The organism is Salmonella enterica subsp. enterica serovar Typhimurium str. LT2 (assembly GCF_000006945.2).
Classification (GTDB): domain Bacteria; phylum Pseudomonadota; class Gammaproteobacteria; order Enterobacterales; family Enterobacteriaceae; genus Salmonella; species Salmonella enterica.
In genome coordinates this window covers 3,763,096-3,780,307 of sequence record NC_003197.2, presented here as the reverse complement: position 1 = coordinate 3,780,307, position 17,212 = coordinate 3,763,096, and the positions used below count along the sequence as shown (strand labels likewise).

Here is a 17,212-nt window from a genome sequence, read left to right as displayed (position 1 = left end):
AGCCTTAGCTGTTCGCGCTAATAAGATATTCCTTACTTTAAAAGGCTAATTTTAGCGAATTCTGTAATCCCGATGTTGAAGCTGTAAATATTCATAACCTTTCCCTTCCTCAACCAATGACTATCGGTAAAATGGCCTATACCAAATGGCGACTTCTTATTTTACCCTACGGGTAATACCCTTCCTCATCTTGAGACTATTATCTTACCCAGGTGGAGAAAAGTAATGCAGGTAATCATGTTTGACAGGCAGTCAATATTTATTCATGGAATGAAAATCAGTTTGCAGCAGCACATTCCAGGAATAAGTATCCAGAGTGTCGGTCAGGCAGAAGAACTCTGGCAAAAAATAGAAAGCGCGCCGGATGCGCTGGTCATGCTGGATAGCGGCCTGGATGCTGAGTTTTGCCGCGAGGTGTTACAAAGAACCGCGCAGCAATTTCCGGAGGTGAAGATTATTATCACGGCGATGGATGGCAGTCAAAAGTGGCTGCATGAAGTCATGCAATTTAACGTTCAGGCCGTGGTGCCACGCGATTCTGATGCTGAAACCTTTGTCCTTGCGCTCAATGCTGTCGCTCGCGGGATGATGTTTTTACCGGGGGATTGGTTAAATTCAACGGAGCTGGAGTCCCGTGATATAAAAGCGTTAAGCGCCCGCCAGCGGGAAATTTTACAGATGCTTGCCGCAGGAGAATCAAATAAACAAATTGGGCGGGCGTTAAATATTAGTACCGGGACGGTTAAAGCGCATCTGGAGTCGCTTTACCGGCGGCTGGATGTAAAAAATCGTACCCAGGCCGCCATGATGTTAAATGAATCGAATTAACGACGTTAAATTCGCAGTCCGCTTATTTCTGGCTGTGAAATATCACCCGTATTGATTAATGATAAAAAACGCTGATGTCCGATGCTGAACATCAGCGCAATAAGCGTTTCGCGTTGAAACCGATCGTTAAGTTCCGGCAAGCAATTCTGTAGCAGAATATCGCAGCTATTGAGGTCATCCAGCAAGAATGCCTCCGCCTGGTCGGGCGTAATGAACGTCAGCGTCTCATCCGGCGTCAACATATGCCCGTAACCAATCACCCAGTTACCCTGCCGATCGCGATACTTTTCCAGCGACAGACCCTGCCACTGTTTAATAAACGCGATGCAGGCGGAGCTAAAGCGAGATGAAATGTGCGGCATGGCATCTTTCTCATAAAAAGCGCGATTATAAAGTGTGCTGCACGCGTGGCTAGCGGTCAGACGGCCAAACGCAGGCAGGGAAAAGGTCTATGCCGTTCAGCGTCACGCCGCGTTGACAGAATGAAAAACTGATGTTTTTGGTTAGTAACCGATCTTCTTATAAATTTGCAATCATTAAGATTAAGTCACTGAAATGTGGCTAAATCTGTTATATCTATGAAAAAACATAATTAAAAGAAAACGAAGATCTCGTCGCGGGATCGTCTTTTTAGGGAAGATAATGACGAATAGCGCTTCGCAGGCGACACGCGCGCCTTTTGAACATAGCCTGGGGATTATCCGCCAGGCATCAATAGAAATCCTGCTGCTGCTGGGTATTCATACCACAGAGGGAAAAGAGCCCCGGTGGTTCATGGAACAACTTGAGCAGGCGCGTCTTAACCTGGGCGGTTGGGGCGCGGTGGCGAAAAAATTGCGGATAAATGACGCGCAGTTGAGCCAGTTTATGCTGCAACTGCGTCACCTTCAGCAGCATGTTCCCCAGTATGACAGCGGGCAAGAGGTGAGCGAAAATCAACTCCTTGCCGCGTTGCGTTTTGTCACCTCGCTGGAGCATCTACGTCAGCAGCAGCCGCTACTGACGTATCAAACTGAGCTGGAAGAACCCGACCAGGAGGCGCATCTTGAGGCGCAGCGTCAGCTTCGGGCGATAGAACTGACGTTAAAAGCGCTTATTGCGCGCGCATGGCCGGATCGGGCGTCGCTGAATCACTACCTCAAGCAACATTTCGGCCCGGACCGTTTGCGCCAGTGGTTAAAACAGGGAGAAGATCAACATGCGCTGGAGGGCATGTTGTTCAGCGAACTGGCGCTTATGGTGGTCGATAAAAAATTGTTTGCCCGTCATTACGTCAGAATTTTTAATGATGCCTCAGCGTTAACGCTGTTCGCCGAGTCGCGCACCACTCTGCGTATGTTTCTGGATGATTGCCGCCTTGCGCGAAACGAGGTTATCGCCAGGCAGCCGCTTACCTCAGCGCAGCTTATGCTGCTAAACGTTCAGTATCAGCAAATCGTTCGGCCCATCCAGCGCGCCTATGCCGAAAAACGTACCCGCGTGAATCCCGCTTCGTTTCTGCTGGCGGATGAACGTGAATTGCGCCAGTTCTGGGAAACCGCGCGGCTTAAAGATCGGCAGGCCGGGGGAGATAAGCATGAGATTAGCGAGAGCATAGAACCACCGCGTAAGCGGCCTCCGCGTACGCCTGAAGAGCGTGAGCAACTTATTTCCGGCGCTTTGTGGGGCGCGGTTGGCGTCATGACGCTGGCGATACTGGCGGGCGCGTTCTGGCTATTTAGTTCGTCGTCGCCAGGCTCCGATAACGGGCAAGCTCCCGCAATGGCGCAGGATGAACCGCCGCGCGAGGCGCCTTCCGCGCGGGAAACGCTCAATCATATGGGGATTACCTGGGATGCGTTTACCATGCGGGCGGCGATAGAGCGCAATGATACGCGGGTGACGGCGCTGTTCCTCCAGGGCGGAATGAACTGGCAGCTCGCGTGGACGGAGCAGGCGTTTGCGGCAGGACATACCGAGGTGCTGCAACTGTTGTTGCGTTATCCCGCGCTGATGGATGAGGTCAAACCCTGCCGACGATTTATCACAACGTTAAGTCATGACATGTCGAGCGGCGCGCCGCTGACCGCGATGCATAAAACCTATTTGCAAACGTTTTGCACCGTTCCGGCTGTTGTGACGCGCCAGCAGCACGATACGGAGCAGGCCCGATTGCGCGCTCAGGCCCGGCCCAGCGCAGACAATAAAAAATGGCTGAAAATTCAGTCAGCCATTTATGATGCGATTCACTGAGGCCGGAGCAGGTTAAGGCTCTCCGTAAAGGCCAATCAGGCGGCGCACCACGCCATTGGTCCAGCCGAACCCGTCCTGTAGCGGATACTCGCCCCCGCCGCCTTCGCGGGGCGTACCGCCGGAAATATGGTATTTCTCGATCAGTTTATGGTGCTCCTGATAAAAATGGTTCACTGTTTTTAACCAGTTATGGGCGATTTCATCGCCCAGCATATCGTCGCCATACCGTTTGAAGCCCTGAATCGCCATCCATTGCAGCGGTGCCCAGCCGTTCGGTTTATCCCACTGTTCGCCGGTTTCGTATTCGGTCGCCATAATCCCGCCGGGCGTTAACAGACGGCTGCGTACCACATTTGCCAGACGGTCGGCCTGCTCGTGGTTCGCCATACCGACATACAGCGGCACGATACTGGCGGCGGAAAAGAGCGCCATTTCTTCGCGTCGCCAGTCATAGTCCCGATAACAGCCGTTTTCATCATCCCACAGATAATGGTTCACGGCGGCGCGTCGATCGCTGGCTTTCTGGCGAAATAGCGCCTCGGTGTCACGTTCGCCTTTCAGTGCTGAAATATTGGCGATAGCGCTCTCCAGTTTATACAGAAAAGCGTTCAAATCGATAGGGATAAACTGGGTCGTACGTATGCTGGCAAGCCGGCCCGCATCGCGTAGCCAGCGTGAAGAATAGTCCCAGCCGGACGCCGCCCCGGCGCGCAAATCCCGGTAGACTTCATTGGGCGGACGACCGGAGTGTTTTGCAGTTTCGACATCTTCCAGCCACGACTCGTCGCGCGGCGTGTCGCGATCGTCCCAGTAGCGGTTCAGCAGGGAACCGTCCGGCATCCGCACAACGTGGCGATAAGCCTGGTTGAGCGCCAGCGATTCGGCGCCGTCCATCCAGAAGGCGTATTCCATTTTGAGATGGTCGAGATAACGCCGCGCGCCGCGCACGCCATCTTCTTCGAACAGTTCAACCATCAGGGCAAAAACCGGCGGCTGCGAACGGCTCAGATAATAGGTCCGGTTGCCGTTGGGAATATGGCCATAGTTTTCAATCATCCAGGCGAAATTATCCGCCATACATTTAAGTAAGTCTTCGCGCCCGCTTTCCGCCAGACCCAGCATGGTAAAATAAGAGTCCCAATAATAGGTTTCGCTAAAACGGCCTCCCGGCACGATATAGGATTGCGGCAGCGCCAGCAGCGAAGACCACGGAATATGATCCTGCGGTTCGCGCGTCAGTATCGGCCAAAGCTGGTCAATATGTTCTTTGAGCGAGTTTTCGGGATTAGAGACATACTCGCTGGATAAGGTTTCCGGTAGCCAGAAATGGTTCTCGACGAAGCGGCGTAAGTCAAAATCACGGTGGCGTCTGACCTTACGGTAGCGGATCAGGATATCAAGCGGGTCCATCTTCGGCGCGCAGTCCGGGAACGTTTTACTGTCTGGAAACAGTTTTGTTGACTGTACATGCTCGAACAGTTCGAGATACCGATCGGCAGGGGTCAGGGCGTCAGAGGCGGGAAGCCCCTCGATCATCTCCGGCTCCGGTTCCGCCTCGATCATTTCATCCAGCTTTAACTCGCACGGGTCTGTTTCATAAAGCAGATCGACATCAATAGTCAGATCTTCAGAAGGCGTGGGGTTTAATTTCTGGTTGAGCATAATGACAAGGACCTCCGGCTTGCGTCGTAAAAGATACGGGTGTTGCCCGGCTGTCTATTAAGCGTAGACATTCGCTTCGATACCTGAGTGGCAAAGTGTGCGATAGATCACATTTTGCAATTTGTCTCTCAAGAAAAACACTTCATAACTTACTGAATAGTATTGCGAAAATCCTATTTTCATGACGCCCGCCCCAGACCTAAAATCAGAACATTCGTTTCATAGCGGTATCACTACGTCACCGCATGGCGTGGATTCACAAGCAAAGGTAACGTAAATAGTTATAATACAAGCTATGGCATCATGATAATACAAATGGATACAAATGATCGAGCAACCCGACAGTAAAAGCGCCAAACCGCTTTATAAGCAGCTTGAAGCCGCCTTAAAAGAGGCTATTGCGCGTGGAGAGTATAAACCAGGCCAGCAGATCCCGACGGAAAATGAACTGAGCGTGCGCTGGCAGGTGAGCAGGGTCACGGTCCGTAAGGCGCTGGATGCGCTGACGCGTGAAAATTTGCTGACCCGTGTCTCCGGCAAAGGCACCTTTGTCTCTGGTGAGAAATTTCAGCGCAGCATGACCGGCATCATGAGTTTCAGCGAGTTATGCCAGTCCCAGGGACGTCGCCCGGGGTCACGCACCATCAAATCCGTTTTTGAATCGGTAGACGATGAGACAAAAGCGTTACTGAATATGAACGATGGCGAAAAAGCGGTCGTCATTGAACGTATCCGCTATGCCGACGATGTGGCGGTATCGCTGGAAACCGTACATCTTCCCCCACGTTTTGCGTTTTTGCTGGACGAAGATCTTAATAATCACTCTTTGTATGAATGCTTACGCGAGAAATACCATTTATGGTTTACCCACTCCCGTAAGATGATCGAACTGGTTTATGCCAGCTTTGAAGTCGCCCATTATCTTGGCGTCAACGAGGGTTATCCGCTGATCCTGATAAAAAGTGAAATGATTGATAACAAAGGAGAACTCTCCTGCGTTTCGCAACAGTTGATTGTCGGCGATAAAATACGGTTTACCGTATGATGTCAGCATTACGCTAACGAAGAGCAGGCTGAATCGGGATCCAGATCGCGGATCCCGATTTTTTTTGGTTTCCATCTTGATCAAATGTCTTTAAATGTCATATAAAAATAATAATACATTATGAGTCATTTATGGCGAATCCTCGCCTGTATCATTGATGGAACCAGAGGAAAGCATGATGGGTATGAAAGAGACAGTTAGCAATATTGTGACCAGCCAGGCAGAGAAAGGAGGCGTTAAACACGTCTATTACGTGGCGTGCGGCGGTTCTTATGCGGCGTTCTATCCGGCGAAAGCATTTTTAGAAAAAGAAGCGAAAGCGTTGACTGTCGGTCTGTATAACAGCGGAGAATTTATTAACAACCCGCCGGTAGCGCTGGGAGAAAATGCCGTTGTGGTTGTCGCCTCCCACAAAGGTAATACGCCAGAGACAATTAAAGCGGCTGAAATCGCCCGTCAGCACGGCGCGCCGGTCATTGGTTTAACCTGGATAATGGATTCACCGTTGGTGGCGCATTGCGACTATGTGGAAACGTACACGTTTGGCGACGGTAAAGATATTGCCGGAGAGAAAACGATGAAAGGCCTGCTGAGTGCGGTCGAACTGCTCCAGCAGACGGAAGGGTATGCGCACTACGACGATTTTCAGGATGGCGTCAGCAAAATCAACCGTATCGTCTGGCGCGCTTGCGAGCAGGTAGCGGAGCGTGCGCAGGCGTTCGCGCAGGAATATAAAGACGATAAAGTCATTTATACCGTCGCCAGCGGCGCGGGCTATGGCGCAGCCTACCTACAGAGCATCTGCATCTTTATGGAAATGCAATGGATACATTCCGCCTGTATTCATAGCGGTGAGTTTTTCCACGGGCCGTTTGAAATTACCGATGCGAATACGCCTTTCTTCTTCCAGTTTTCCGAGGGCAATACGCGGGCGGTGGATGAACGCGCGTTAAACTTCCTGAAAAAATATGGCCGCCGGATTGAAGTTGTCGATGCGAAAGAACTGGGGCTATCGACCATTAAAACCACGGTTATTGATTACTTTAACCACTCTCTCTTTAATAACGTTTATCCCGTTTACAATCGGGCGTTAGCTGAGGCGCGTCAGCATCCGTTAACGACGCGCCGCTATATGTGGAAAGTGGAATATTAATTACATCAGGATGGATAAAAAAGCAGGGACGCTTTTTATTGTAAAGACAAACAAGGAATAATGATGAGCATCAGCGTATTGGGTATTGGCGACAACGTTGTCGATAAATACCTGCATTCCGGCATCATGTACCCCGGCGGTAATGCATTAAATTTTGCTGTCTATGCGAAATTAGCAGACATCCCCAGCGCGTTTATGGGGGCGTTTGGCAATGACGACGCCGCGCAGCACGTACAGGATGTATTACACCAGCTACAGATAGACATCTCTCACAGCCGCCATTATACCGGCGAAAATGGGTATGCCTGTATCCGTCTCTCGCATGGCGATCGGCAATTTGTCGCCAGCAACAAAAACGGCGTATTGCGGGAACATCCTTTTAGTCTGTCTGACGACGATCTTCGCTATATATCACAATTTACCTTAGTCCATTCCAGTATTAACGGCCACCTGGAATCGGAACTGGAGAAAATTAAACAACAAACCGTCTTACTCTCTTTTGATTTTTCCGGGCGCGGTACAGACGACTATTTTGAAAAGGTATGCCCGTGGGTAGATTACGGATTTATCTCCTGTAGCGGGTTATCGCCAGATGAAATCAAAGTAAAACTCAATAAACTTTATCGTTATGGCTGTCGGCATATTATTGCCACCTGCGGGCATGAAAAAGTTTATTATTTTTCCGGCGCGGATTATCTGGAGTGGCAACCTGCTTATATCGAACCTGTCGATACGCTGGGCGCAGGCGACGCCTTCTTAACCGGTTTTTTGCTTTCCATTTTGCAATCGGGTATGGCGGAACCCGATAAAGAAAGCGTGTTACGCGCCATGCGGCAGGGCGGGAAATCGGCGGCGCAGGTGTTATCTCATTACGGCGCATTTGGTTTTGGTAAACCGTTTGCACAATAGGTTACGTCCCTCAATGTAAAGCGACACTCACTCCAGATAACCCAGGAGGAAGTATGTTTTGGACGGAATTATGTTTTATCCTTGTGGCCCTGATGATAGGCGCCAGGATCGGCGGCGTATTTTTAGGGATGGTCGGCGGGTTAGGCGTCGGCGTGATGGTTTTTATTTTTGGCCTGACGCCTTCTACGCCACCGATTGATGTTATTCTGATTATTCTTTCTGTTGTCCTGGCGGCCGCTTCTTTACAGGCCTCCGGCGGGCTGGATTTACTGGTCAAACTGGCGGAAAAAATTCTGCGTCGCCACCCGCGTTACATTACGTTATTAGCGCCGTTTATCTGTTATATCTTCACTTTTATGTCAGGAACGGGGCATGTCGTTTATAGCTTGCTACCGGTTATTTCTGAAGTCGCACGGGATTCAGGTATTCGACCGGAACGTCCTTTATCTATTTCCGTTATCGCATCGCAACAGGCGATCACCGCCAGTCCTATATCTGCCGCCATGGCGGCGATGATTGGTTTAATGGCGCCGTTGGGCGTCTCTATTTCAACCATTATGATGATTTGCGTGCCCGCCACGTTAATCGGCGTAGCGATGGGGGCAATAGCGACCTTTAATAAAGGAAAAGAGTTAAAAGACGATCCGGAATATCAACGTCGGCTTGCTGAAGGGTTAATTAAACCTGCGCAGAAAGAAAGTAAAAATACGGTGGTCACTTCGCGCGCCAAATTGTCGGTGGCGTTATTTCTGACCAGTGCGATCGTTATCGTTCTGTTAGGACTGATTCCGGCGCTGCGGCCCATGGTGGAAACAGCGAAAGGGCTACAACCGCTTTCGATGTCCGCCGCTATCCAGATTACGATGCTCTCTTTTGCCTGCCTGATTGTGTTGTTATGCCGACCGCAGGTCGATCAAATTATCAGCGGTACGGTATTTCGGGCGGGCGCGCTGGCGATTGTCTGCGCCTTCGGCCTGGCCTGGATGAGTGAGACGTTCGTGAATGGTCATATCGCGTTGATTAAGGCAGAAGTGCAAACTCTATTGCAACAGCATACCTGGCTTATCGCCATTATGATGTTTTTTGTGTCCGCTATGGTCAGCAGCCAGGCGGCAACGACGTTAATTCTGTTGCCGCTGGGGCTGGCGTTAGGGTTGCCCGCTTATGCATTAATCGGCTCCTGGCCTGCCGTTAACGGCTATTTCTTTATTCCGGTGGCGGGGCAGTGTCTGGCGGCGCTGGCGTTTGACGATACCGGTACGACGCGTATTGGCAAATATGTGCTTAACCATAGTTTTATGCGTCCGGGATTAGTTAACGTGATTGTCTCGGTCATTGTCGGGCTGTTAATAGGAAAAATGGTTCTGGCCTGATTGTTATTCATGTTTTTATAGCACACGCCACTTATTATTTTTAATTCAGAGGAAGAAAATGAAAATTAGAGTTTTCATGGCCACCGTGTTGCTGCTCATCAGCCACTGTGTATTTAGCACAACGTCACTACCGCATATTGTTATTCTCGCGACAGGTGGTACTATCGCCGGGACGGCAGCCAATAATACGCAAACCGCCGGATATAAATCTGGTGAACTTGGCGTGCAAACATTAATAAATGCCGTGCCGGAAATGAATAATATCGCTCGCGTTGACGGCGAGCAGGTGGCGAATATTGGTAGCGAAAATATGACCAGCGATATCATCCTGAAACTTTCACAGAAGGTGAATGCGTTATTGGCGCGGGACGATGTTGACGGTGTGGTTATTACTCATGGCACTGACACGCTCGATGAAACCGCCTACTTTCTTAATTTGACCGTGAAAAGCGACAAACCGGTGGTGTTTACCGCTGCAATGCGGCCCGCGTCGGCAATCAGCGCCGATGGCGCAATGAACCTGCTGGAAGCGGTCACGGTGGCTGCTGACCCGAATGCGAAGGGACGCGGTGTGATGGTGGTTTTAAACGATCGTATTGGTTCGGCGCGCTTTGTGACGAAAACTAATGCCACGACTCTGGATACCTTTAAAGCGCCGGAAGAGGGCTATCTGGGGGTCATCGTTAATGGTCAGCCACAGTTCGAAACGCGGGTGGAAAAAATTCATACCCTGCGATCTGTTTTTGACGTACGTAATATCAAAAAATTACCCAATGTGGTGATTATTTACGGCTATCAGGACGACCCGGAATATATGTATGATGCGGCGATCGCCCATCACGCGGACGGTATTATTTATGCCGGAACCGGCGCAGGTTCGGTCTCGGTACGCAGCGACGCGGGGATTAAAAAAGCGGAGAAAGCCGGGATTATCGTGGTGCGCGCTTCCCGCACCGGAAACGGCGTCGTACCGTTGGATAAAGGGCAGCCAGGGCTGGTGTCTGACTCGCTCAACCCGGCGAAGGCGCGAGTCTTGCTGATGACGGCATTAACTCAGACGCGTAATCCGGAACTGATCCAGAGTTATTTCAGTACGTATTAATCATGCAGGCTTGTGCGCCCACCCTTGAAGATGGGCGCACAAGATATTAACGCATGGTCACAAACTCTTCCGATGCGGTCGGGTGAATAGCGACGGTATTATCGAAGTCTTTCTTGGTAGCGCCCATCTTCAGCGCCACTGCGAAGCCCTGCAACATTTCATCCATGCCGAAGCCGATACCGTGGATACCCACAATTTTTTCTTCCGGCCCGACGCAGACCAGCTTCATACGGCACGGCTGGCGGTGTGTCGTTACCGCGGTATACATAGCGGTAAACGATGATTTATAGACTTTCACCTGCTCGTCGCCGTACTGCTCGCGCGCCTGCGGCTCGCTTAACCCGACGGTGCCGATAGGCGGATGGCTAAAGACCACGGTCGGGATGTTGCTGTAGTCCAGATGCTCTTCCGGCTTGTTGTTAAACAGGCGCTCGGAGAGACGGCGACCGGCGGCGACGGCGACTGGCGTTAGTTCTACCGCGCCAGTATTGTCGCCAACGGCGTAAATGCCTTCAACGTTGGTATTCTGGAATTTATCGACAATGATGTAACCTTTTTCATTGGTTTTCACGCCCGCTGCCGCCAGATTAATATTGTCGGTCGACGGTTCGCGACCAATGGCCCAGATCAGGCAATCAACGGTTTCACTGCGGCCATCTTCCAGTTCCAGAGTCAGACTGCCGTCGGCGTTTTTCACCACCGCTTTCGGCACGGCGTGAGTATGCAGTTGCGGGCCTTCGGCGTTCATCACCTCAACCAGCGTTTCGCTAATCATCGGGTCAAAACTGCGCAGCGGCGCATGTTTACGGACAAACAGATGCGTTTTCGCCCCCAGCGCGTTGATAACGCCAGCCAGTTCAACGGCGATATAACCTGCGCCTACCACCGCGACGCGCTCCGGCAAGGCAGATAGCGCAAAGAAACCGTCGGAATCAATGCCGTATTCCACGCCTGGAATCTCAGGATGGCTCGGACGGCCGCCGGTAGCGATCAAAATATGGTCGGCGGTGATGGTTTCGCCGTTCACTTCAATGGTTTTGGCATCGACAAAGCGGGCAAAGCCTTTAATCACATCCACGTTATTTTTGCCCAGCACGTTGTCGTATGAAGTATGGATGCGGTCAATATACGCGGTACGGCTGGCAATCAGCTTGCTCCAGTCGAACTGATTAATCGTGGTGTCAAAACCGTAGTCCGGGCCATACAGATGAATCGCTTCACGAATCTGCGCGGCATGCCACATCACTTTCTTCGGCACGCAGCCCACGTTAACACAGGTGCCGCCCAGCTCTTTGGCTTCGATGAGCGCGCATTTCTGGCCGTACATAGCGGCGCGGTTAATCGAGGCGATACCGCCGCTGCCGCCGCCGATAGCGATGTAATCATAGTGTTTGGTCATGACCGCTCCTTTATGTTCGTTGTCGGACGGATAGATTCTGCGCTACCCGCCAAAATATTCGCGATTGTATACCTGAAGGTGAAAGGTTCCACCGATGGCTGTGATTACTCCGGCACGATCCAGCTTACCGAAGTGTGTCCGTGACCGTTTGGCGCCAACCTGCTGTGCAGCCACGGTAGCACGTTGTTCATCTGCTGCTCCAGTTTCCACGGCGGGTTAACCACGATCATACCGGACGCCGTCATCCCGCGCTGATCGCTGTCCGGGCGGATCGCCAGCTCAATTTGCAGGATTTTACGGATGCCGGTGGCCTCCAGCTCATGAATCATGCGCTTAATTTGCTGGCGGAGCACCACCGGATACCATAGCGCGTATGTCCCGGTGGCGAAACGTTTATAACCCTCGCTGATGCCGCTGACTACCGCCTGGTAGTCGGTTTTCATTTCATAAGGCGGGTCAATGAGGATCAGACCGCGGCGGGAAACCGGCGGCAATTTGGCTTTCAGTTGCTGATAGCCGTCAGCGCGTTCCACGCGGGCGCGGTTGTCTTTTTGAAACTCCGCGCGCAACAGTGGGAAGTCGCTGGGATGCAATTCCGTGAGTTGCAGACTGTCCTGCTCACGCAGCAACTGGCGGGCGATTAACGGAGAGCCCGGATAGTAGCGTAACTGCCCGCTGCGGTTGAAATGTTTTACGACGCTAATATACGGTTCCAGTTCGGCGGGCAGATCGTCCTGCTGCCAGATACGGGCGATGCCTTCCAGATACTCTCCGGTACGTTCAGCATGTTCGCTGCCCAACTGATAACGCCCCGCGCCCGCGTGCGTGTCCAGATAGAGAAACGGTTTTTCTTTCTCTTTTAGCGACTCGATGATCAGGCTCTGAACGGTATGTTTAAGGACGTCGGCGTGGTTGCCAGCGTGAAAGCTGTGACGATAACTGAGCATGGATGCAGATATTCCGGGAAGTAAACAAGTTAGCCGATAGTTTACCGCAGATCCGTAGAGATTACCCCAGTACCGCCATGTTGTTTCGCGCGTTGTGAAAGTATTGCAAGACGTGTTCGTATCATCAAACCGTCAACTGCGCAGGCCAGCATCGCCTGTGGGCAAGGTAGTAGTTTTGACCTGGCGTTATTTTTAATGAAAGGAACCATAATGAAACTACACATTACTGTACTGGCGTCATCTCTGGCGCTGGCGATGCCGGCACTGGCGAAAGATATTCCCCTGTCCCAGGCGGAGTCGATAGCGAAAAGCGTGACGCCCGACTCGGCGAGCGTCGCCTTTAATGACCTTGAGGCTCAATGGCTGACACAGTTGCGTAAGGCATTACAAGGCGATACCGCCGCGTTGACTCGCGACGCCCTGGCTCAGATGCGACAGAATTCCATCCAGGCGGATAATGCCTGGTTACAGGCTAGCGGTTATGATTTTCATACTACTGAGAATCAACAGATGGGGATTACCCTACTTTCCGCCTTCAATACATTGCCGGAAGCAGTATTGAAAGACAATCTGGCGACGGTGACGGCGATTAATCACGATGCCGATGTTAATACCCGTCACCAGGCGCTGGCGGATGCGGAAAGCGTGGAGTATCTCTATTTCCTGAGCGACGCAATGGGGCCGCGGCTGGGGCGGGCATTTCTCGCCGCTTATGATAAAGGTGAGTTGGGCAAAGCGGCGGCGTTGATTAAAGCCTCGGAAGTCAGCACCGGCGCGGCGAAAAAATATTTTCATTACCCGCGTCCTTACCAGGTGCCGGGTAATACTATCCATTTGACGCCGGATGATGTGGTGGTAAAAGATGGTCATCCTTATACCGCAGGTGGCGGTGCTTTCCCCAGCGGACACACGAATACCGGTTATACGGATGCGCTGTTGATGGCGGAAATGATCCCGGAACGCTTTGATGCGCTGGTGATTCGTGGCGCGCGTTATGGCTATTCTCGCCTGGTCCTTGGCGTACACTATCCGCTGGATGTGATGGGCGCGCGGATGGTCGCGCAGCGTAATGTCGCGCATTATCTTAACGATCCGTATTACCGTACGTTATTCAACGAAGCTCGCGCTCAACTGCGTGAGGCGCTGGTGAAAGAGTGCGGTACGACGATTGTCGAATGCGCGGCATCGACCGGAAAAGACGATCCGTACCGCGATCCGGCCATGCATACCTTCTACCGCTTCACCATGACTTATAACCTGCCGCAACAGAAAGGCGAGCATCAGCCGTTGAAAATACCAAAAGGCGCCGATGTTCTGCTACAGACAGCGCTGCCGAACCTGTCGCCAGCGCAGCGTCAGGCGTTAATGGAAGAGACGGCGTTACCGGCAGGATATCCGTTGTCGGGCGAGACCGAGGATCAACAGTTCTGGCAGCGTCTGGATCTGTCCGCTGCTTACGAGATGGCGAGAAAAACGCGCTGACGTTGTCACCCGGCTTATAAAACGTAAGCCGGGATGATGTTAAAGGGGCGGCTTATTGCAGCGATACCCACGTCTGTACGCTGTCCATCATTGAAATTCCCCTTACTATCCCCCATTCTAGATCTCATCGCGAGAGCGCCAAAAGCGCGCTCCACTCACCTTCTTCTACAGGACTGCGCATATGACCAATCCATTACTAACGTCTTTTTCACTGCCGCCTTTTTCTGCAATTAAACCGGAGCATGTGGTGCCTGCGGTCACCAAAGCGTTGGCCGATTGCCGGGCGGCGGTAGAAGGCGTTGTGGCGCATGGCGCGCCGTATAGCTGGGAAAACCTCTGCCAGCCGTTGGCGGAAGCCGACGATGTTCTGGGGCGTATTTTCTCGCCAATTAGCCACTTAAACTCGGTGAAAAATAGTCCGGAGCTGCGTGAAGCCTACGAACAGACGCTGCCGCTGCTGTCGGAATACAGCACCTGGGTTGGCCAGCATGAAGGGTTGTACAACGCGTACCGCGACCTGCGCGACGGCGATCATTACGCCACTCTGAATACCGCGCAGAAGAAAGCGGTTGATAACGCGCTGCGTGATTTTGAACTGTCCGGCATCGGCCTGCCGAAAGAGAAACAGCAGCGTTACGGCGAAATCGCCACTCGCCTGTCTGAGCTGGGCAACCAGTACAGCAATAATGTGCTCGATGCCACTATGGGCTGGACGAAGCTCATCACCGATGAAGCCGAGCTGGCGGGAATGCCGGAAAGCGCTCTGGCGGCAGCTAAAGCCCAGGCGGAAGCCAAAGAGCAGGAAGGTTACCTGCTGACCCTGGATATCCCGAGCTATCTGCCGGTCATGACCTACTGCGACAACCAGGCGTTGCGCGAAGAGATGTATCGCGCCTATTCCACTCGCGCCTCCGATCAGGGGCCGAACGCCGGTAAGTGGGATAACAGCCCGGTGATGGAAGAAATTCTTGCGCTGCGCCATGAACTGGCGCAACTGCTGGGCTTCGAAAATTATGCCCATGAATCGCTGGCCACCAAAATGGCGGAAAATCCGCAGCAGGTGCTCGATTTCTTAACCGATTTGGCGAAACGCGCCCGTCCGCAGGGGGAAAAAGAGCTGGCCCAGCTGCGCGCCTTCGCCAAAGCCGAATTTGGCGTTGAGGAGCTGCAACCGTGGGATATCGCGTACTACAGTGAAAAGCAAAAACAGCACCTGTACAGCATCAGCGATGAGCAGCTACGTCCGTACTTCCCGGAAAACAAAGCCGTGAATGGCCTGTTTGAAGTGGTGAAACGTATTTACGGCATCACTGCCAAAGAGCGTACTGACGTTGATGTCTGGCACCCGGAAGTGCGTTTCTTTGAACTGTATGACGAAAATAACGAGCTGCGCGGCAGCTTCTACCTTGACCTGTACGCGCGCGAACACAAACGCGGCGGGGCGTGGATGGACGACTGTGTCGGCCAGATGCGTAAAGCGGACGGCACATTGCAAAAGCCGGTCGCTTATCTGACCTGTAATTTCAACCGTCCGGTGAACGGTAAACCCGCTCTGTTTACCCATGACGAAGTGATCACCCTGTTCCACGAGTTTGGTCATGGCCTGCATCATATGCTGACCCGCATTGAGACCGCCGGGGTCTCCGGTATCAGCGGCGTGCCGTGGGACGCGGTCGAACTGCCAAGTCAGTTTATGGAAAACTGGTGCTGGGAGCCGGAAGCGCTGGCGTTTATCTCCGGCCACTATGAGACCGGCGAACCGCTGCCGAAGGAACTGCTGGATAAAATGCTGGCGGCGAAAAACTATCAGGCGGCGCTGTTTATTCTGCGTCAGCTGGAGTTCGGTCTGTTTGATTTCCGTCTGCATGCGGAATTTAATCCACAGCAAGGAGCGAAAATTCTTGAGACGCTCTTTGAAATTAAAAAACAGGTCGCCGTGGTGCCGTCACCGACATGGGGTCGCTTTCCACATGCGTTCAGCCATATCTTTGCTGGCGGCTATGCGGCAGGCTACTACAGCTATCTGTGGGCCGACGTACTGGCGGCGGACGCTTATTCCCGCTTTGAGGAGGAAGGCATTTTCAACCGTGAGACCGGTCAGTCGTTCCTTGATAACATCCTGACTCGCGGTGGTTCTGAAGAGCCGATGGAACTCTTTAAACGCTTCCGTGGCCGTGAACCACAACTGGACGCGATGCTGGAGCATTACGGGATTAAAGGCTGATTTTACGTGCAAATCTGCTTAATGGATGAAACGGGCGCCACAGACGGCGCCTTATCTGTTCTGGCTGCCCGCTGGGGACTGGAGCATGACGAAGACAACCCGATGGCGCTGGTGATGACGCCGCAACATCTGGAGCTGCGCAAGCGCGACGAACCGAAGCTCGGCGGTATTTTCGTCGATTTTGTCGGCGGCGCGATGGCGCACCGGCGCAAGTTCGGCGGCGGGCGCGGCGAAGCGGTGGCGAAAGCCGTCGGTATCAAAGGCGATTACCTGCCGGATGTGGTTGATGCCACGGCCGGACTGGGGCGCGATGCGTTTGTGCTGGCGTCCGTCGGTTGCCGCGTGCGGATGCTGGAGCGTAACCCGGTGGTTGCCGCGCTGCTCGATGACGGTCTGACGCGCGGCTACGCCGATGCGGACATTGGCGGCTGGCTTCAGGAGCGTTTGCAGTTGATTCATGCTTCCAGCCTGACGGCGTTGACCGATATCACGCCGCGCCCGCAGGTGGTCTACCTCGATCCGATGTTTCCTCACCGGCAGAAAAGCGCGCTGGTGAAGAAAGAGATGCGGGTGTTTCAGTCGTTGGTGGGGCCGGATTTAGACGCCGACGGACTGCTGGAACCGGCGCGTCAGTTGGCGACCAAACGCGTGGTGGTTAAACGTCCCGATTATGCGCCGCCGCTGGCGGATGTCGCGACGCCCAACGCCATCGTCACCAAAGGGCATCGGTTTGATATTTATGCCGGAACCCCTCTGACGGAGTAACGGATTGCCCGATGGAGCTACGCTTATCGGGCCTACGATTCTCAATTATTTGTAGGCTGGATAAGGCGTAAGCCGCATCCGGCACTGAGTA

The 17,212-nt window shown here is 52.7% G+C and carries 14 protein-coding genes and 14 other annotated features; of the genes, 10 read left to right on the top strand and 4 right to left on the bottom strand.

Annotation, left to right across the window (positions count from 1 at the left end; genetic code table 11):
* Positions 1-209: 209 nt before the first annotated feature.
* Positions 210-215, top strand: a ribosome-binding site (putative RBS for yhjB; RegulonDB:STMS1H003595).
* Positions 210-828 (top strand): putative transcriptional regulator gene (gene yhjB / locus STM3606; RefSeq protein ID NP_462507.1). Within the gene, positions 226-828 belong to an annotated coding region; the region does not span the whole gene. (Overlaps the previous feature by 6 nt.)
* A gap of 5 nt (positions 829-833) precedes the next feature.
* On the opposite strand, the gene STM3605 is transcribed toward yhjB, so the two are convergent.
* The gene (locus tag STM3605; RefSeq protein ID NP_462506.1) for a putative phage endolysin occupies positions 834-1,194 on the bottom strand. Within the gene, positions 834-1,190 belong to an annotated coding region; the region does not span the whole gene.
* Positions 1,189-1,194 (bottom strand) — a ribosome-binding site (putative RBS for STM3605; RegulonDB:STMS1H003594). Its footprint overlaps the gene before it by 6 nt.
* 271 nt (positions 1,195-1,465) lie before the next feature.
* Positions 1,466-1,471 (top strand) — a ribosome-binding site (putative RBS for STM3604; RegulonDB:STMS1H003593).
* Here STM3605 and STM3604 point away from each other — a divergent pair.
* Positions 1,466-3,060 (top strand): putative inner membrane protein gene (locus STM3604; RefSeq protein NP_462505.1). Within the gene, positions 1,471-3,060 belong to an annotated coding region; the region does not span the whole gene. (Overlaps the previous feature by 6 nt.)
* A 12-nt stretch (positions 3,061-3,072) precedes the next feature.
* Here the strand turns inward: STM3604 and treF are convergent.
* Positions 3,073-4,740 (bottom strand): cytoplasmic trehalase gene (gene treF, locus STM3603; RefSeq protein ID NP_462504.1). Within the gene, positions 3,073-4,722 belong to an annotated coding region; the region does not span the whole gene.
* Positions 4,735-4,740 (bottom strand) — a ribosome-binding site (putative RBS for treF; RegulonDB:STMS1H003592). Its footprint overlaps the gene before it by 6 nt.
* A gap of 302 nt (positions 4,741-5,042) precedes the next feature.
* Positions 5,043-5,048, top strand: a ribosome-binding site (putative RBS for STM3602; RegulonDB:STMS1H003591).
* Between treF and STM3602 the strand changes: the two genes are divergently transcribed.
* From STM3602 to STM3598, 5 genes are all read left to right on the top strand, one after another.
* Positions 5,043-5,767, top strand: a protein-coding gene (locus tag STM3602) for a putative gntR family regulatory protein (protein ID NP_462503.1). Within the gene, positions 5,048-5,767 belong to an annotated coding region; the region does not span the whole gene. It overlaps the preceding feature by 6 nt.
* Before the next feature lie 168 nt (positions 5,768-5,935).
* Positions 5,936-5,941 (top strand) — a ribosome-binding site (putative RBS for STM3601; RegulonDB:STMS1H003590).
* Positions 5,936-6,920, top strand: a protein-coding gene (locus STM3601) for a putative phosphosugar isomerase (protein ID NP_462502.1). Within the gene, positions 5,943-6,920 belong to an annotated coding region; the region does not span the whole gene. (Overlaps the previous feature by 6 nt.)
* Before the next feature lie 52 nt (positions 6,921-6,972).
* Positions 6,973-6,978 (top strand) — a ribosome-binding site (putative RBS for STM3600; RegulonDB:STMS1H003589).
* Positions 6,973-7,829, top strand: a protein-coding gene (locus tag STM3600) for a putative sugar kinases (protein NP_462501.1). Within the gene, positions 6,984-7,829 belong to an annotated coding region; the region does not span the whole gene. (Overlaps the previous feature by 6 nt.)
* Positions 7,830-7,874: 45 nt before the next feature.
* Positions 7,875-7,880: a ribosome-binding site (putative RBS for STM3599; RegulonDB:STMS1H003588), on the top strand.
* Positions 7,875-9,202 (top strand): putative inner membrane protein gene (locus tag STM3599; protein NP_462500.1). Within the gene, positions 7,883-9,202 belong to an annotated coding region; the region does not span the whole gene. It overlaps the preceding feature by 6 nt.
* Before the next feature lie 51 nt (positions 9,203-9,253).
* Positions 9,254-9,259 (top strand) — a ribosome-binding site (putative RBS for STM3598; RegulonDB:STMS1H003587).
* Positions 9,254-10,304, top strand: a protein-coding gene (locus STM3598) for a putative L-asparaginase (RefSeq protein ID NP_462499.1). Within the gene, positions 9,261-10,304 belong to an annotated coding region; the region does not span the whole gene. It overlaps the preceding feature by 6 nt.
* 46 nt (positions 10,305-10,350) lie before the next feature.
* Here STM3598 and gor read toward each other — a convergent pair.
* The gene (gene gor / locus STM3597) for a glutathione oxidoreductase (RefSeq protein ID NP_462498.1) occupies positions 10,351-11,714 on the bottom strand. Within the gene, positions 10,351-11,703 belong to an annotated coding region; the region does not span the whole gene.
* Positions 11,709-11,714, bottom strand: a ribosome-binding site (putative RBS for gor; RegulonDB:STMS1H003586). It overlaps the preceding gene by 6 nt.
* 93 nt (positions 11,715-11,807) lie before the next feature.
* Positions 11,808-12,667 (bottom strand): putative cytoplasmic protein gene (gene yhiR, locus STM3596; RefSeq protein NP_462497.1). Within the gene, positions 11,808-12,650 belong to an annotated coding region; the region does not span the whole gene.
* Positions 12,662-12,667: a ribosome-binding site (putative RBS for yhiR; RegulonDB:STMS1H003585), on the bottom strand. It overlaps the preceding gene by 6 nt.
* Before the next feature lie 186 nt (positions 12,668-12,853).
* Positions 12,854-12,859 (top strand) — a ribosome-binding site (putative RBS for STM3595; RegulonDB:STMS1H003584).
* Here yhiR and STM3595 point away from each other — a divergent pair.
* The 3 genes from STM3595 to yhiQ all read left to right on the top strand — a co-directional run bounded on the left by STM3595 (position 12,854) and on the right by yhiQ (position 17,121).
* The gene (locus STM3595) for a putative phosphatase (RefSeq protein ID NP_462496.1) occupies positions 12,854-14,132 on the top strand. Within the gene, positions 12,861-14,132 belong to an annotated coding region; the region does not span the whole gene. (Overlaps the previous feature by 6 nt.)
* Positions 14,133-14,300: 168 nt before the next feature.
* Positions 14,301-14,306: a ribosome-binding site (putative RBS for prlC; RegulonDB:STMS1H003583), on the top strand.
* The gene (prlC, locus tag STM3594; RefSeq protein ID NP_462495.1) for an oligopeptidase A occupies positions 14,301-16,356 on the top strand. Within the gene, positions 14,314-16,356 belong to an annotated coding region; the region does not span the whole gene. It overlaps the preceding feature by 6 nt.
* Positions 16,349-16,354 (top strand) — a ribosome-binding site (putative RBS for yhiQ; RegulonDB:STMS1H003582). (Overlaps the previous gene by 6 nt.)
* Positions 16,349-17,121 (top strand): putative SAM-dependent methyltransferase gene (yhiQ, locus tag STM3593; protein ID NP_462494.1). Within the gene, positions 16,363-17,121 belong to an annotated coding region; the region does not span the whole gene. Before prlC ends, yhiQ begins: the two co-directional genes overlap by 8 nt.
* Positions 17,122-17,212: the final 91 nt, after the last annotated feature.

What these genes read in the sequence shown, in the direction of transcription:
- yhjB (NP_462507.1), top strand. Translation starts at nt 226, where the DNA reads ATGCAGGTAATCATGTTTGACAGGCAGTCAATATTTATTCATGGAATG.
- STM3605 (NP_462506.1), bottom strand. Translation starts at nt 1,190, where the DNA reads ATGCCGCACATTTCATCTCGCTTTAGCTCCGCCTGCATCGCGTTTATT.
- STM3604 (NP_462505.1), top strand. Translation starts at nt 1,471, where the DNA reads ATGACGAATAGCGCTTCGCAGGCGACACGCGCGCCTTTTGAACATAGC.
- treF (NP_462504.1), bottom strand. Translation starts at nt 4,722, where the DNA reads ATGCTCAACCAGAAATTAAACCCCACGCCTTCTGAAGATCTGACTATT.
- STM3602 (NP_462503.1), top strand. Translation starts at nt 5,048, where the DNA reads ATGATCGAGCAACCCGACAGTAAAAGCGCCAAACCGCTTTATAAGCAG.
- STM3601 (NP_462502.1), top strand. Translation starts at nt 5,943, where the DNA reads ATGATGGGTATGAAAGAGACAGTTAGCAATATTGTGACCAGCCAGGCA.
- STM3600 (NP_462501.1), top strand. Translation starts at nt 6,984, where the DNA reads ATGAGCATCAGCGTATTGGGTATTGGCGACAACGTTGTCGATAAATAC.
- STM3599 (NP_462500.1), top strand. Translation starts at nt 7,883, where the DNA reads ATGTTTTGGACGGAATTATGTTTTATCCTTGTGGCCCTGATGATAGGC.
- STM3598 (NP_462499.1), top strand. Translation starts at nt 9,261, where the DNA reads ATGAAAATTAGAGTTTTCATGGCCACCGTGTTGCTGCTCATCAGCCAC.
- gor (NP_462498.1), bottom strand. Translation starts at nt 11,703, where the DNA reads ATGACCAAACACTATGATTACATCGCTATCGGCGGCGGCAGCGGCGGT.
- yhiR (NP_462497.1), bottom strand. Translation starts at nt 12,650, where the DNA reads ATGCTCAGTTATCGTCACAGCTTTCACGCTGGCAACCACGCCGACGTC.
- STM3595 (NP_462496.1), top strand. Translation starts at nt 12,861, where the DNA reads ATGAAACTACACATTACTGTACTGGCGTCATCTCTGGCGCTGGCGATG.
- prlC (NP_462495.1), top strand. Translation starts at nt 14,314, where the DNA reads ATGACCAATCCATTACTAACGTCTTTTTCACTGCCGCCTTTTTCTGCA.